General features: G+C 57.3%; 13 protein-coding genes and 1 riboswitch. Of the genes, 4 read left to right on the plus strand and 9 right to left on the minus strand.

The features are described 5' to 3' along the window. Window positions 1-5: 5 nt before the first annotated feature. Window positions 6-1,715 (minus strand): ribulokinase, encoded by a 1,710-nt coding sequence (gene araB / locus ACOQH0_RS03535; RefSeq protein WP_421511554.1) that lies wholly within the window; start codon window positions 1,713-1,715, stop codon window positions 6-8. 336 nt (window positions 1,716-2,051) lie between these two features. Here araB and araC point away from each other — a divergent pair, with 336 nt between their 5' ends. Next, window positions 2,052-2,897, plus strand: coding sequence for an arabinose operon transcriptional regulator AraC (gene araC, locus ACOQH0_RS03540; RefSeq protein WP_089599198.1), 846 nt, complete (start codon window positions 2,052-2,054; stop codon window positions 2,895-2,897). 118 nt (window positions 2,898-3,015) lie between these two features. Further along, window positions 3,016-3,783, plus strand: a complete 768-nt coding sequence (locus ACOQH0_RS03545; RefSeq protein ID WP_421511555.1) for a DedA family protein — start codon at window positions 3,016-3,018, stop codon at window positions 3,781-3,783. A gap of 122 nt (window positions 3,784-3,905) precedes the next feature. Here ACOQH0_RS03545 and thiQ read toward each other — a convergent pair whose 3' ends face one another. The 4 genes from thiQ to sgrR form a co-directional block, all read right to left on the minus strand. After that, complete coding sequence (thiQ, locus tag ACOQH0_RS03550; RefSeq protein WP_421511556.1) at window positions 3,906-4,607, minus strand: thiamine ABC transporter ATP-binding protein ThiQ; 702 nt, start codon at window positions 4,605-4,607, stop codon at window positions 3,906-3,908. Beyond that, a complete protein-coding gene (gene thiP, locus ACOQH0_RS03555) occupies window positions 4,591-6,201 on the minus strand; it encodes a thiamine/thiamine pyrophosphate ABC transporter permease ThiP (protein WP_421511557.1) in 1,611 nt (536 codons plus the stop codon). The genes thiQ and thiP overlap by 17 nt, the downstream gene beginning before the upstream one ends. Beyond that, a complete protein-coding gene (gene thiB, locus ACOQH0_RS03560; RefSeq protein WP_420984836.1) occupies window positions 6,177-7,160 on the minus strand; it encodes a thiamine ABC transporter substrate binding subunit in 984 nt (327 codons plus the stop codon). Before thiB ends, thiP begins: the two co-directional genes overlap by 25 nt. Before the next feature lie 31 nt (window positions 7,161-7,191). Continuing rightward, window positions 7,192-7,292, minus strand: a riboswitch (TPP riboswitch). A 36-nt stretch (window positions 7,293-7,328) separates the two neighbouring features. After that, entirely contained in the window at window positions 7,329-8,984 is a 1,656-nt protein-coding gene (gene sgrR / locus ACOQH0_RS03565; protein ID WP_010427012.1) for an HTH-type transcriptional regulator SgrR, read from the minus strand. A gap of 88 nt (window positions 8,985-9,072) precedes the next feature. Here sgrR and sgrT point away from each other — a divergent pair, with 88 nt between their 5' ends. Next, window positions 9,073-9,225, plus strand: coding sequence for a glucose uptake inhibitor SgrT (sgrT, locus tag ACOQH0_RS03570; RefSeq protein ID WP_010427011.1), 153 nt, complete (start codon window positions 9,073-9,075; stop codon window positions 9,223-9,225). A gap of 120 nt (window positions 9,226-9,345) precedes the next feature. Next, window positions 9,346-10,524: a sugar efflux transporter gene (locus tag ACOQH0_RS03575; RefSeq protein ID WP_421511558.1), complete on the plus strand. Its 1,179-nt coding sequence runs from the start codon at window positions 9,346-9,348 to the stop codon at window positions 10,522-10,524. Between the two features lie 266 nt (window positions 10,525-10,790). Here ACOQH0_RS03575 and leuD read toward each other — a convergent pair whose 3' ends face one another. The 4 genes from leuD to leuA are packed head-to-tail and all read right to left on the minus strand — an operon-like array spanning window position 10,791 to window position 15,472. Beyond that, window positions 10,791-11,396, minus strand: a complete 606-nt coding sequence (leuD, locus tag ACOQH0_RS03580; RefSeq protein WP_003856384.1) for a 3-isopropylmalate dehydratase small subunit — start codon at window positions 11,394-11,396, stop codon at window positions 10,791-10,793. A 10-nt stretch (window positions 11,397-11,406) separates the two neighbouring features. After that, window positions 11,407-12,807: a 3-isopropylmalate dehydratase large subunit gene (gene leuC, locus ACOQH0_RS03585; RefSeq protein ID WP_089599191.1), complete on the minus strand. Its 1,401-nt coding sequence runs from the start codon at window positions 12,805-12,807 to the stop codon at window positions 11,407-11,409. A gap of 2 nt (window positions 12,808-12,809) precedes the next feature. Beyond that, window positions 12,810-13,901: a 3-isopropylmalate dehydrogenase gene (gene leuB, locus ACOQH0_RS03590; protein ID WP_421511560.1), complete on the minus strand. Its 1,092-nt coding sequence runs from the start codon at window positions 13,899-13,901 to the stop codon at window positions 12,810-12,812. Continuing rightward, the gene (gene leuA, locus ACOQH0_RS03595; protein ID WP_089599189.1) at window positions 13,901-15,472 is read right to left on the minus strand and encodes a 2-isopropylmalate synthase; all 1,572 of its coding nucleotides are present in this window, start codon (window positions 15,470-15,472) and stop codon (window positions 13,901-13,903) included. Before leuA ends, leuB begins: the two co-directional genes overlap by 1 nt. Window positions 15,473-15,555 lie beyond the last annotated feature (83 nt).

Consider the following 15,555-nt stretch of genomic DNA (forward strand, 5'->3'; position numbering starts at 1 on the left):
TGTCCTTAATGGGTCAGGGTTGCCGTAGTGTCCGCGGTGCTTTTAGCCGGGGCGGCGACAGGGAGATAGTGAAGTTCGGCGCTTTTTGCCCATTGCTGGTAGCGCTGATAAAGCTGTTCGAAGCGTTGCGCCTGCTGGGCACGCGGCTGAAGAGTGTTTTCGACGGCACTCGCCATATGCTGCTGCGCGGTCGGGATGTCGGCATGGACGCCAGCGGCCACGGCGGCAAAAATCGCCGCGCCCAGGGCACAGCACTGATCGGAGGCCACAATCTGCAGCGGACGGTTCAGCACGTCGCAGCAGGCCTGCATGATCACCGGGTTTTTACGGGCGATGCCGCCCAGCGCCATCACGTTGTTCACGTCGATGCCCTGTTCGGTAAAGCACTCCATAATGGCGCGGGCGCCGAAGGCCGTTGCGGCAATCAGGCCGCCGAACAGCGAAGGCGCGTCGGTTGCCAGGTTGAGATCCGCGATCACCCCTTTCAGACGCTGGTTGGCGAACGGCGTGCGACGACCGTTAAACCAGTCCAGCACCACCGGGAGGTGATCGAGCGAGGGATTTTTCGCCCAGGCTTCGGTGAGCTGCGGCAGAAGCTGCTTTTTGCTGTCGGCTATCTGGGTTTTCAGTTCAGGATGCGCCGCCGCCAGCTGGTCCAGCGGCCAGCCCAGCACGCGGCCAAACCAGGCGTAGATATCGCCAAACGCGGACTGACCGGCTTCGAGGCCGATAAAGTCCGGCACCACGCTGCCGTCCACCTGGCCGCAGATGCCTTTTACCGCACGGTCGCCGACGGTGGCTTTATCCGCCGTCAGAATGTCGCAGGTGGAGGTGCCGATAACTTTCACCAGCGTGTTTGGCTGCGCGCCTGCGCCCACGGCGCCCATATGGCAGTCAAAGGCGCCGCCGGAGATCGCCACGTTCTGCGGCAGGCCGAGGCGTTTCGCCCACTCTTTGCAGAGCGTGCCGACCGGAATATCGGCGGTAAAGGTGTCGGTAAACAGCGGATATGTCAGGTTCTTGTTGATAATCGGGTCGAGTTCATCGAAGAACGCGGCTGGAGGCAGACCGCCCCAGCTTTCATGCCATAACGATTTATGCCCGGCGCTGCAGCGGCCGCGGCGGATATCCTGTGGACGCGTGGTGCCGGAGAGCAGGGCAGGCACCCAGTCGCACAGCTCAATCCACGATGCGGCTGCTTGCGCAACGGAGGCGTCGGCGCGGGTAACGTGGAGGATCTTGGCCCAGAACCATTCACTGGAATAAATCCCGCCGATGTAGCGCGAGTAGTCGGTTTTGCCCGGCTGATGGCACAGGCGCGTGATGGCTTCAGCCTCTTCCACGGCGGTGTGGTCTTTCCACAGCACGAACATGGCGTTCGGGTTGTCGGCGAACTCCGGGCGCAGCGCCAGCACGCGGCCTTCGGCATCCACCGGGGCAGGCGTTGAGCCGGTGCTGTCGACGCCAATCCCGACAATCTCCGCCCGCTGGGCGTCCGTCAGTTCAGCCAGGACGGTTTTGATCGCCGCTTCCATCGACTCGATATAGTCACGCGGGTGGTGGCGGAACTGGTTGTTTGGCGCATCGCAGTAGCGCCCCTCTTGCCAGCGCGGGTACCACTCAACGCTGGTTGCTATCTCCTGGCCGGACGTACAGTCCACTGCCAGCGCGCGAACCGAATCGCTGCCAAAATCGAGGCCAATCGCAATTGCCATGGTGTTGCTCCATCAAAAAACAGGTATGGAAGAACATTAGAGACTGGGGGCGAAAATCGTCAGGCAGGATCCGCTAATCTTATGGACTAAATTGCTGTTACGATTGAAAGTGTGACGCCGTGCAAATATTCAATGTGGACATTTCTGCCGCGCTTATAGACACTTTTGTTACTGCTTATCTGCTCATACTGGCGGAGAAATCAGAGAGAAAGGCTGAAACATGGCGGACGTAAAAGAGACAGAATGCTTTTTGGATCTTTTTGCGGGCCATTTTTATACTGCTTTTAACGATATGGACAATTGGTTTCCTTCAGGACCGTTGGGAGTATTGAAATTATGGCTGAACCGCAAAATGATCCCCTGCTGCCGGGCTACTCGTTTAATGCTCACCTGGTGGCAGGGTTGACGCCCATTGAGGCTGAGGGCTATCTCGATTTCTATGTCGACCGACCGCTCGGAATGAAAGGGTATATTTTGAACCTCACCGTGCGCGGTGAAGGGGTCATCAAAAACGGCGATCAGCAGTTTATCTGCCGCCCCGGCGATATGCTGCTGTTCCCGCCTGGGGAGATCCACCACTACGGCCGCCACCCGGATGCCAAAGAGTGGTATCACCAGTGGGTCTACTTCCGCCCGCGCGCCTATTGGCAGGAGTGGCTTTCGTGGCCCGCCATTTTTGCGCATACCGGCTTTTATCGCCCGGATGAGGCGCATCTGTCGCAGTTTCGCGAGCTGTTTGCCCAGATTATTGAGGCGGGACAGGCGGGCGGACGCTACGCCGAACTGCTGGCGATTAACCTGCTTGAACAGGTGCTGCTGCGCCGGATGGAAGCGATCAATGAATCGCTTAACCCGCCGCTGGATAACCGCGTCCGCGACGCCTGCCAGTACATCAGCGATCATCTGGCCGACAGCCAGTTTGATATTGCCAGCGTCGCCCAGCACGTTTGCCTGTCGCCTTCGCGCCTGTCGCATCTGTTCCGCCAGCAGCTTGGCGTGAGCGTGCTGAGCTGGCGCGAAGATCAGCGCATCAGCCAGGCGAAGCTGCTGCTCAGCACCACCCGAATGCCTATTGCCACCGTGGGGCGCAACGTGGGCTTCGAAGATCAGCTCTATTTCTCTCGCGTATTTAAAAAATGCACCGGGGCCAGCCCGAGCGAATTCCGTGCGGGATGTGAATAAACGGTAAACATTCAGGTGAACTTCAGGAGCATCTTGTAAACTATTCAGACAATTGATGCCTTGACGCGGTGCGGGGCGCTAAGCAGAATCGCTGATTCGTTTTCTGACCGGAATAGTTATGCAGGCATTGCTGGAACACTTTATTACCCAGTCCGTTATGTACTCGCTCATCGCCGTGGCGCTGGTGGCGTTTCTGGAATCGCTGGCGCTGGTTGGGCTGATCCTGCCCGGCACCGTGATGATGGCGGGGCTTGGCGCACTTATCGGCAGCGGTGAGGTTAATTTCTGGCAGGCATGGATGGCCGGTATCGTCGGCTGTTTGCTGGGCGACTGGATCTCCTTCTGGCTGGGCTGGCGCTTTAAAAAGCCGCTGCACCGTTGGTCATTTATGAAAAAGAACAAGGCGCTGCTGGACAAAACCGAGCACGCGCTGCATCAGCACAGCATGTTCACCATCCTCGTCGGCCGCTTTGTCGGACCAACGCGTCCGCTGGTGCCAATGGTGGCGGGGATGCTGGATCTGCCCGTTGCGAAATTCGTGGTGCCGAACATTATCGGCTGTATCTTCTGGCCGCCGTTTTACTTCCTGCCAGGCATTCTGGCCGGAGCGGCAATTGATATTCCTGACGGAATGCAAAGCGGCGAGTTTAAGTGGCTGCTGCTGGGCACGGCGGTACTGCTGTGGCTGGCGGTCTGGCTCTGCTGGCGGCTTTGGCGCAGCGCGAAAGCCAACGTCGATCGCCTGACGCGTTATCTCCCGCGCACTCGCCTGCTCTGGCTGGCCCCGCTGACGCTGGGTGTGGCTGTCGTGGCGCTGGTGGCGCTGATCCGCCACCCGCTGATGCCGGTGTACGGCGAGATTTTATTAAAAGTGGTGAGCCGTTAAGGTGTTTTCCCTCTCCTGTGGGAGAGGGCATCAGACCGCATAAGGTAGAAGTAAAACGGCAACGGGTTGCCGTTTTTGATGTTTGTACCCTCTCCCTGTGGGAGAGGGCCAGGGTGAGGGCATCAGACCTCACGAATACCTAAAAGCGAAGACGCCCCCGCTTTACCACTCAGCAGTTCTTCTGTTTTCCCATCCCACAAAATACGCCCTTCGGCAATGACCACCGATCGCGGCGCAATCCGCGCGGCATCCTCAATACTGTGCGACACCATCAGCATCGTCAGCTGCTGGCGCTGGCAGACGTCCTGCACCAGGGCGAGCATCTCCTGACGCAGCGCAGGATCGAGCGCAGAGAAGGGTTCATCCAGCAGCAGCACCGGCTGCGCGCGCACCAGACAGCGTGCCAGGGCCACGCGCTGACGCTGGCCGCCGGAAAGCTCACCCGGCAGCCTGTCGATGAACCCGGCGATCCCCATTTGCGCGGCAATACTCTCCAGCTTTTGGCGCTGGGCGTCGTTCAGCTTGAGTCCCGGATGCATCCCCAGCGCGATGTTTTGTCGCACTGTCAGATGGTTAAAGAGGTTGTTTTCCTGAAACAGCATCGAGACCGGACGCTTTGCCGGCGGAGTTCGGGTATGGTCCCGGTTTTCAATCACTATCGATCCGCTCGCCGGTTGCAGAAAACCGGTAATCAAATTAAGCAGCGTACTTTTCCCCGCGCCGCTTGGGCCAAGTACGGCGATCATCTCCCCCTGACGCACGGAGAGCGTGAAGCGCATCGGCAGATGCTGATAAAGCCAGGTTACATCAGTCAGTTCTAACATCACGCCCCGGAAGTTTTTCGATAACGGTGAATAACGCAAAGCACAGCAGCAGCAGTAAGAGTGCCGTGACGGCCCCATCCTGGCTGCGGTAGGAGCCAATTTGCTGGTAAAGCCAGAACGGCAGGGTGCGGAAGTCTTCATTACCGAAGAGCGCCACCACGCCAAAATCCCCAATCGACAGCACGCAGGCAAAGGCCAGCGCCTGGGCGAGCGGACGTTTCAGGGCGCGGAGTTCCACCACTTTCAGCCGCTGCCAGCCCTGCATGCCCAGCGACTGACACAGCAAACCGTAGCGGCTGTTCACGTCGCGCATCGGGTTTTCCAGCACTTTGAGCGCGTAAGGAATAGCCATCAGTGCGTTGGTGAAAATCACAATGCCGTCGGCGCTTTCCGGCAGGCCGATGGTGCTGTTGAACAGCAGGAAGAAGCCCGTCGCGAGCACGATGCCCGGCATCGCCAGGATCAACATGCCTGTCAGCTCCAGCATTTGCCCGGCCTTACGGGCCTGACGCGCGTAGAGTTCGCGGCTGCTCCACAGCAGCATCATGGTCAGCATGACGCACAGCAGCCCGGCAGCCAGCGCTATGCGTACCGAGGTCCAGGTTGCCTGCCAGAGCACGGGCTGTTGCAACACGGACACAAGATTGAGGTTCAGTCCGTCAATGATAACGGCCAGAAGCGGCGGCAGCAGTAGCAGGAGCGCCAACGCAATCAGGATAAAATCGATGACGCGGCTGTGCAGGCTATCCTGCGGATCGCGCCAGCCTGCTATCTGATTACTGCCGGGAGAAAGGGATTTACTCAGCCGCTGGCTGAGTAGCACCAGTGCGAGACAGCAAATCATCTGCACCATCGCCAGCAGCGCGGCGCGGCCCGGATCGTAGTCGTAACTCAGCGCCTGGTAGATCGCCAGCTCGATGGTGGTGGCCTGCGGCCCGCCGCCGAGAGACAGCACGGTGGCAAAGCTGGCAAAGCAGAGCATGAAGATTAATGCCGCCACGGGCGGGATCTGGCGGCGCAGCCACGGCCATTCCACGAAGCGGAAGAAAGACACGCCGCGCATGCCAAGCTGGGCGGCAATCTGGCGCTGTTCGCCGGGTATGTTTTCCAGCGCCTGCAAAAAGAGGCGCGTCGCCATCGGCATATTGAAAAAGACGTGCGCGAGCAGAATGCCCTTCAGCCCGTAGGGGGAGAAGGTCCACTCTAGCCCTGAAAACGCAAAGAGCGAGGCCAGCCAGCCCTGACGGCCATACACGCTCAGGATGCCAAATACGGCTACCAGCACCGGCAGGATCAGCGTCATGGCGCACAGGCGCAGCAGCGCCTGCCTGCCGGGAAAACGCCGCCGATACAGTGCTCGCGCAAGAAAAATGGCCGGGATCACCGAGAGCAGGGCAGAAAGAAACGCCTGCCAGAAGGAGAACCGGATCACGTGCCAGAGGTAGCTATCGTGCCAGAGGGCGAGCAGGTCACTCTCCGGCGCGTTAAACCACAGTGCAAGGAATGCCCCCAGGCTGACCGCCACCATCAGCAGGGCGGCGAGCAGACCGGGGATTAACCAGCCGGGAATCAACGGCTGACGGCGCGTTGCCATTCACTTACCCATGCGGCACGCTGCGCGGCGACCTGCTGCGGCGTAAACTCCAGCGAGGTTGTTGGTTTGGTCAACCGATCGAAACCTGCTGGCAGCGCAACGTTAGTGACCGGATACATCCAGTTGCCCGCGGGAATGGCGTTCTGGAACGCGGGTGAAACCATAAATTTCAGGAACTTTTCGGCCAGTTCCGGCTGTTTGCTGGCAGCGGTACGCGCTGCCACTTCCACCTGCAGGTAGTGACCTTCAGCAAAATTCGCCGCGGCGTAGTTGTCTTTCTTCTCGGCGATGATGTGGTAGGCCGGAGAGGTGGTATAGCTCAGCACCAAATCGCTTTCACCTTTCAGGAACAGGCCATAGGCTTCGCTCCAGCCTTTGGTCACGGTGACGGTTTTGGCGGCCAGTTTTTGCCACGCTTCCGGCGCTTTATCGCCATAGACCTTTTGCATCCACAGCAGCAGGCCCAGCCCCGGCGTACTGGTACGCGGATCTTCATAAATCACGCGCCACTTCTGCTCGCTCTCGACCAGCTCTTTCAGGCTTTTCGGCGGGTTTTTCAGCTTATTTTTGTCATAAACAAAAGCAAAGTAGCCGTAATCGAACGGCACGAAGGTGTCGTTTTTCCAGCCGCCAGGCACGTTAACGGCATTTGCCGCGACGCCGCTTTTGGCAAACAGTTTGGTTTGCGAGGCGGCGTCCAGCAGGTTGTTATCCAGCCCGAGCACTACGTCAGCCTTGCTGTTTTTCCCTTCCATACGCAGGCGGTTGAGCAGCGACACGCCATCTTCCAGCGCGACGAACTTCAGCTCGCAGTTGCAGTCGGCTTCAAAGGCTTTTTTGACTACCGGGCCAGGGCCCCAGTCGGCAGAGAAGGAGTCATAGGTGTAGACCGTCAGGACGGGCTTCGCAAAAGCAGGCAGCGCAAACAGCGCCAGCAGGGGGAGCACTTTTTTTAACACTTTGCACCTCAAAGTTGAGTGGCAAAGGATTTTGAGCGACAGCCTCAAATCCCTTCGCCGGCGTTATCCGGATCAGGTTCGACGGGTATTATCTCAGCGCACATCAGTGATGCAGCACCCCGTTGAGAACGGCGCTATTGTAATGATTTGGTGAATATTACGAAAGCGTTATGGCTCCGGTGGTGCAAACCAGGCGGATTTAAAATCAAACCAGCCCAGGGTATTCATCCGCAGGCCGCGCATGCTGCGCTGTCCCTGGATCATCAGCCAGTGGTGGATCAGCGGCACGATCGCCTGTTCGGCAAGTAACGCCTGGCACCACGTGGCTAAATTCATCTCGCCCGCGCGCCACAAGGCGGCGTCCTGCTGCCAGTCTCGATCGATGCAGTGCTGGATCAGCGGGACTTCATACAGGTGCGAGAAGAGCGAAAAATCGAGCGGCAGGGTGAAGTTGGCGCTGTTCAGCCAGATATCACTGGTGATATCTCCCTGGTGCCATTCGTCATAGTCAACTTCTTTGACCTCCAGCGTTACCCCTTCGGCCGCCAGCAGTCGGGTCATGATTCTGGCGATAAAACGATGCTCCACATGCTCGCGGTAGTAGGTCAGGGTGATGGACTCCAGCCCTGCGGGCTTTTCGCTACGCGCTGGACGAGCGTGGTGCCAGCGTGGAAGCAGGCCGTAGGCCGGGAACCACCAGGCCTGATACTGAACGTCGGCATGATAAATCAGATTCGCGGGGGCCAGAATGTGGCTGATCCACTCACGCACCTGAGGATTTGCGCCGCGATGGGTGCGGCGGTCAAACAGCAGATAATAACAGCCCTCTTCAAGGCGGCTCTCGACGGCCTTTTCCCCTGTCGTCGGCCCTTCCAGCGTCAGCCCTGCGCTCAGCTCTTCATTGAGATCCGGTAATACCCACACGTTCACTTCGTCGATCAGCGCCCGATAGCCAAAATAGTCATCAAAGGCGCGGATCTTCAGCTGGTTGCTGTTGTTTCGGGAGACGGCATAAGGGCCGGTACCAATTGGCTGGCTGGCGAAATTATTCAGCGATTCCCACTCGCCGGGCAAAATCATCGACGGCACATAGCCCAGCAGCCAGGGGAGCCACTTATCCTGCTGCGACAGTTCAATATCCAGCGTCCACGCCGTAGGGGAGTGGACGCGCGAAATATGTGAGTAAAGGGGGAGCTTGCGGGCGCGTTCCAGAGAAGAGATGACGTCGCTCATTTCCAGCTCGCGGCCATGATGAAAATGGATGCCGGGGCGTAAAAAAAAGCGCCAGTGGAGTGAAGAGAGTTGCTGCCAGTGGTGCGCGATATCGGCTTCCAGTTCCCCGTTTTCCTCATTTATCCGCGTCAGCCCGCTGAAGATTTGCCGGGCCATATGGGTTTCAGATCGCCGTAACGCCGTGCCGGGCAACAGATTTTTCATCGGACGGTAGTAAAGTACCCGCAGAATATGGCGGCCCTGACGAAAGCTGCGCCCCAGATGGGAAACCAGCATCTGGCGCACGGCGGCTTTGTCGCCCACCAGCTGTACCAGCTGCTCGATGCGGTCCTGCTCCAGCAGGTCTTCCGCCCGCTGCTGCTGCAGCGCCAGTCCGGTGTAGAGGAACGTCAGGCGCGAGCGCTTGCCGCGTCCCGCTTCGGCTTCCCAGTTTAGCCAGCCCTGCTGCTGCATGGTGTTGAGCAGCGTGCGCATGTGTCGGCGCGAACAGTTGAGCAGGTCAGCCAGCTCGTTCAGCGTGGTCTCCTGCGATTGCCCCTCACAGCACTGCCAGAGGCGGATAAATTGTTGTTGCAGACGACCAGAAGGCATAAAAGGGGAACTCCTGACAAAAAACCAGCAATTTATTAATCCCTATATTAGGACAATAATTCTTCCCGATGAAGTGAGGAGGTAAATTATGAAGAGGTCTACCGCACGTCAGTTTTATCAGCAGTACTTTTCAGCGACAAAAGGACTGTCCTGGCTGGCCCGCCAGTGTGCAGAGCAACGGCTGAAAACGTTAGAAGAATTGATGCAGTGGGACGTTACGAAACCGACCTCTTCTCGCTAACTCGCCTCGATCATGTGTGACTGAGTATTGGTGCTAATCACCCGCCAGCAAAATGTTTTTGCTGGCTTTTTTCGTTTACTATTTCACCCAATTTCGATTCGCTTTCACAAGGATTTGCGCATGCTGTGGTTGATGACGATGGGGCGACGCCTGAACGGCGTGTATGCCGCTTTTATGCTGGTCGCCTTTATGATGGGCGTGGCGGGGGCGCTTCAGGCACCGACGCTGAGCCTGTTTCTCAGCCGCGAGGTGGGGGCTCAGCCGTTTTGGGTGGGGCTGTTTTATACCGTCAACGCCATTGCCGGGATCCTGGTCAGCCTGTGGCTGGCAAAACGATCCGACAGTCAGGGTGACAGGCGCAAGCTGATCCTCTTTTGCTGTGTGATGGCCGTAGGCAACGCGCTGCTGTTTGCCTTTAACCGTCATTATTTGACCCTCATTACCTGCGGCGTGCTGCTGGCGTCACTGGCGAACACTGCCATGCCGCAGCTGTTCGCGCTGGCTCGCGAATACGCCGATAGCTCGGCGCGGGAAGTGGTGATGTTTAGCTCCGTGATGCGCGCGCAGCTCTCGCTGGCGTGGGTCATTGGACCGCCGCTGGCCTTCATGCTGGCATTGAACTACGGCTTCACCACCATGTTCTCCATTGCCGCCGGGATTTTTGTCATCAGTCTGGCATTGATTGCCTTCGCGCTGCCGTCTGTGGCGCGTGTCGAACAGACGATGGATACACCTGTCACCCAGGTGAGCGGCTGGCAGGACAAAAACGTCCGCATGCTGTTTATTGCCTCCACGCTGATGTGGACCTGCAACACCATGTATATCATTGATATGCCGCTGTGGATCAGCAGCGATCTGGGTTTACCGGACAAGCTCGCGGGGATCCTGATGGGGACCGCCGCCGGGCTGGAGATTCCGGCAATGATTCTGGCGGGATACTACGTTAAGCGATTCGGAAAGCGTCGGATGATGATTGTCGCCGTGGCGGCCGGGGTGCTGTTCTACGCGGGGCTGATTCTTTTCCATTCACGTGAAGCGTTGCTGGCGCTGCAGCTGTTTAACGCCGTGTTTATTGGGATTGTTGCCGGGATCGGCATGCTCTGGTTCCAGGATTTAATGCCGGGCCGCGCTGGCTCTGCAACCACGCTTTTCACCAACAGCATTTCAACGGGCGTTATTCTGGCAGGGGTGATTCAGGGGGCGCTGGCGCAAAGTTACGGGCATGGCTCAGTTTACTGGATGATTGCCGCGATTTCGGTGGTTACGCTTGGGCTGACTTGCCGGGTTAAGGATGTCTGATTCTGGAAGGCGGCTTCACGAAATGAAACGACTTTCTGACAGGTACCTGGAAGGAGAATAGAGTGCGTGGCGGGTGCTTGAGGCTGTTTGCCTCAGGCTTTCGCAAGAGGCAAACAGTGGAGAGTCCCACATCAAAAAATTGATGGGGAGACTAACTTCACGACCGACATTGCGAGGTTAGTCTCTTCATTGCCGAAAAGCAATAAGGAGGCTGGAATGCCAAAACGTAGTCAAATCAATGGCCCGCTTTTTACGGGCCATTGCCTTTAGCCCATAAACGCAGGCTGTTTTTTCTCGTACGCTGAGATAGCGTCTTCGTGCTGGAGAGTTAAACCAATGCTGTCGAGACCGTTCAGCATGCAGTGACGGCGGAACGCATCAATGCTGAAGCTGTAGGTCTTATCCCCGGCTTTCACCACTTCCGCTTCCAGATCAACTTCAAACGATATGCCCGGATTTGCCTGCACCAGCGCAAACAGCTCATCGACCTGTTCATCGCTCAGTGTGACCGGCAGCAACTGGTTGTTGAAGCTGTTGCCGTAGAAGATATCCGCGAAGCTCGGGGCAATGACCACTTTAAAGCCGTAGTCCGTGAGCGCCCACGGCGCATGTTCACGGGATGAACCGCAGCCAAAGTTTTCCCGCGCCAGCAAAATGGAGGCGCCTTTGTATTCCGGAAAATTCAGCACGAATTCCGGATTAGGTACTTCGCCCTTATCGTCCAGGAAACGCCAGTCGTTGAACAGGTGTGCACCAAAACCGGTACGCGTTACTTTCTGTAAAAATTGCTTAGGAATGATCGCATCAGTATCGACGTTAGCGGCGTCCAGCGGGACAACCCGGCCTGTATGTTGGGTAAATTTCTCTGCCATGATTGTCTCCTTATTTGAGGCTGCGAATATCGGCGAAATGACCGGTAACTGCTGCAGCGGCGGCCATTGCCGGGCTGACCAGATGGGTGCGCCCACCTCGGCCCTGACGGCCTTCAAAGTTACGGTTGCTGGTGGATGCGCAGCGCTCGCCCGGATTCAGGCGGTCGTTGTTCATCGCCAGACACATGGAGCAGCCAGGCAGACGCCATTCGAAGCCTGCTTCAATGAAGATCTTATCCAGACCTTCTGCTTCCGCCTGCGCCTTCACCGGACCGGAGCCTGGAACCACCAGCGCCTGCACGCCTGGTGCCACTTTGCGGCCTTTGGCAATCTCGGCGGCGGCACGCAAATCTTCGATACGGGAGTTGGTGCAGGAACCGATAAAGACTTTATCAATGGTTACATCGGTCAACGGAACGCCAGGTTTCAGTCCCATATAGGCCAGCGCTTTTTCCGCACTGGCACGTTCGACCGGATCGGCGAAAGACGCCGGATCGGGGATGCTGTCGTTGACGGAAATCACCTGACCCGGGTTGGTGCCCCAGGTAACCTGCGGCGCAATCTCTTCTGCCTGCAGGGTGACAACGGTATCAAAGCTCGCACCGTCGTCGGTTTTCAGGGTTTTCCAATATTCGACGGCATCGACATAATTCTGCTCTTTTGGCGCGTGCAGACGGCCCTTGACGTAGTTGAATGTGGTTTCGTCCGGCGCGACCAGACCGGCTTTGGCGCCCATTTCAATGGCCATATTGCACAGGGTCATACGCCCTTCCATGCTCAGCGCCTGAATGGCTTCTCCGCAGAACTCAACAACGTGGCCGGTACCGCCCGCGCTACCGGTTTTGCCGATGATCGCCAGCACGATGTCTTTCGCGGTGATGCCCGGCGCGGCTTTACCTTTTACCTCAATCTTCATGGTTTTGGCGCGACCCTGCTTCAGGGTCTGCGTTGCCAGAACATGTTCCACTTCGGAAGTGCCAATCCCGAACGCCAGCGCGCCAAACGCGCCGTGGGTCGCGGTATGGGAGTCACCGCACACAATGGTCATGCCCGGCAGGGTGATACCCTGTTCTGGCCCCATCACGTGGACGATGCCCTGATAGGGATGGTTCAGGTCGTACAGCTCAACGCCAAACTCGTTGCAGTTCTTAATCAGCTCCTGCATCTGAATGCGGGCCATCTCACCTGAGGCATTAATGTCTTTGGTCTGTGTGGAAACGTTGTGATCCATCGTCGCGAAGGTTTTACCCGGTTGACGTACCGGGCGCTTGTGCGCGCGCAGGCCGTCAAATGCCTGAGGTGAGGTCACTTCGTGCACCAGGTGGCGGTCAATGTACAGCAGCGGGGTTTCGTTTGGCGCCTCGTAGACCACGTGCGCATCAAACAACTTTTCATATAACGTCTTAGCCATGATTACACCCCTTCAGCGACATAGCGGGCAATAATGTCGCCCATTTCATCGGTACTGACTGCTGCCGTGCCGCGTGCCAAATCACCGGTACGGACGCCTTCTTCTAACGCCCGGTTAATGGCGTTTTCAATTGCGGTTGCTGCATCGCCTGCATCCAGACTGTAGCGCAGCAGCAGGGCCAGGGAGAGGATCTGCGCAATCGGGTTGGCAATATTTTTGCCTGCGATATCCGGTGCGGAGCCGCCCGCAGGCTCGTACAGGCCAAAGCCTTCTTCATTCAGGCTTGCGGATGGCAGCATCCCCATGGAGCCGGTGATCATCGCGCACTCGTCAGAGAGGATATCGCCGAACAGGTTGGAGCACAGCAGCACGTCAAACTGGGACGGATCCTTAATCAGCTGCATGGTCGCGTTGTCGATGTACATGTGCGACAGCGCGACGTCCGGGTACTGCTTAGCGACTTCGCTGACGATCTCGCGCCACAAAATGGAAGACTGCAGCACGTTCGCTTTGTCAATGGAGGTCACTTTATGGCGGCGTTTGCGCGCCGACTCAAACGCGATATGGGCGATACGTTCGATTTCGAAACGGTGATACACCTCGGTGTCGAACGCTTTCTCGTGTTGTCCGCTGCCTTCGCGTCCTTTAGGCTGACCGAAATAGATCCCGCCGGTCAGTTCACGCACGCACAGAATGTCGAAACCGTTGGCGGCAATATCAGCACGCAGCGGGCAGAATTCTTCCAGACCCTGATACAGCTTCGCCGGACGCAGGTTGCTGAAGAGCTTGAAATGTTTACGCAGCGGCAGCAGCGCGCCGCGCTCTGGCTGCTCTGCGGGCGGCAGGTGTTCCCATTTCGGGCCGCCGACGGAACCAAACAGCACGGCATCGGCATTTTCGCAGCCTTCCACGGTCGTTTTCGGCAGTGGCGTACCGTGGTTATCAATCGCAATACCGCCCACGTCGTAGTGGCTGGTGGTAATTTTCATCGCAAAACGCGCGCGAACGGCTTCCAGTACTTTCAGCGCCTGTGCCATCACTTCCGGACCAATACCGTCGCCCGGTAACACAGCAATATGGTAATTCTTCGACATTACACGGTTTCCTTGTTGTTCTCTTTATTCTGAGCTTTGCGTTGCAACTCTTTTTCGACTTCGGCGGCGCGCCAGATGTTGTTCAGAACATGCACCATCGCTTTCGCGGAGGATTCAACGATATCGGTCGCCAGGCCCACGCCGTGGAAGCGTCGGCCGTTGTAATTCACCACGATATCAACCTGACCCAGCGCGTCTTTACCGTGCCCTTTAGCCGTCAGGTCATATTTCACCAGCTCAACGTCGTACTCGGTGACGCGGTTAATCGCCTGGTAGATGGCATCGACGGGGCCGTTACCGTTAGCGGCCTCTGCTTTAATTTCATCACCGCAGGCCAGTTTGACCGAGGCGGTGGCGATGTCGCTGGAGCCGGACTGCACGTTGAAGTAATCCAGACGGAAGTGCTCAGGCTCTTCCTGCTGCTTGTTAATAAAGGCCAGCGCTTCCAGGTCATAGTCGAACACCTGACCTTTTTTGTCGGCCAGCTTCAGGAATGCGTCGTACAGCTGATCCATGTTGTAATCGCTGTCCTGATAACCCATCTCTTCCATGCGGTGCTTAACCGCTGCACGGCCAGAGCGAGAGGTCAGGTTCAGCTGCACCTGGTTCAGGCCGATGGATTCCGGGGTCATGATTTCGTAGTTTTCACGGTTCTTCAGCACGCCATCCTGGTGAATACCGGAGGAGTGCGCGAAGGCACCGGTACCGACAATCGCTTTGTTGGCCGGAATCGGCATGTTGCAGATCTGGCTGACGGTCTGGCTGGTGCGCCAGATTTCATTGTGATTAATGCGCGTATTCACATTCATAATGTCCTTGCGCACCTTGATCGCCATGATCACTTCTTCCAGCGAACAGTTACCTGCACGTTCACCGATACCGTTCATCGCGCCTTCTACCTGACGCGCACCGGCGTGAACGGCCGCGATGGCATTCCCCACAGCCAGGCCCAAATCATCATGGGTGTGAACTGAGATAATCGCTTTATCAATATTTGGTACGCGGTCATACAGGCCGGTGATGATGTTGGAGAACTCAAACGGCATGGTGTAGCCGACGGTGTCCGGGATGTTGATGGTTTTTGCGCCCGCATTGATCGCGGCTTCGACGACGCGCGCCAAATCCTCGATTGGCGTACGGCCCGCATCTTCACAGGAGAATTCAACGTCATCCGTATAGTTACGTGCGCGCTTGACCATATACACCGCACGTTCGATAACCTCATCCAGCGTGCTGCGCAATTTGGTTGCGATGTGCATAGGCGAGGTCGCAATAAAGGTGTGGATACGGAAGGCTTCAGCCACTTTCAGCGACTCGGCAGCAACGTCAATGTCTTTCTCTACGCAACGTGCCAGGCCACATACGCGGCTGTTTTTAATGGTGCGCGCAATGGTTTGTACAGATTCAAAATCACCTGGTGAAGAGACGGGGAAACCCACTTCCATCACGTCGACGCCCATGCGTTCGAGAGCCAGCGCAATCTGCAGTTTCTCTTTTACACTCAGGCTCGCCTGTAATGCCTGTTCACCGTCACGTAAAGTGGTATCGAAAATAATGACTTGCTGGCTCATGGGTTAGGTCCTTGTCAGTCTTAGGGCGCCTTGCTACGAGCATAAAAAAACCCGCGCAGTGGCGCGGGTTTTTAGTCTTACTG

This window comes from Enterobacter sp. JS8-1 (assembly GCF_049187015.1).
GTDB lineage: Bacteria > Pseudomonadota > Gammaproteobacteria > Enterobacterales > Enterobacteriaceae > Enterobacter > Enterobacter mori.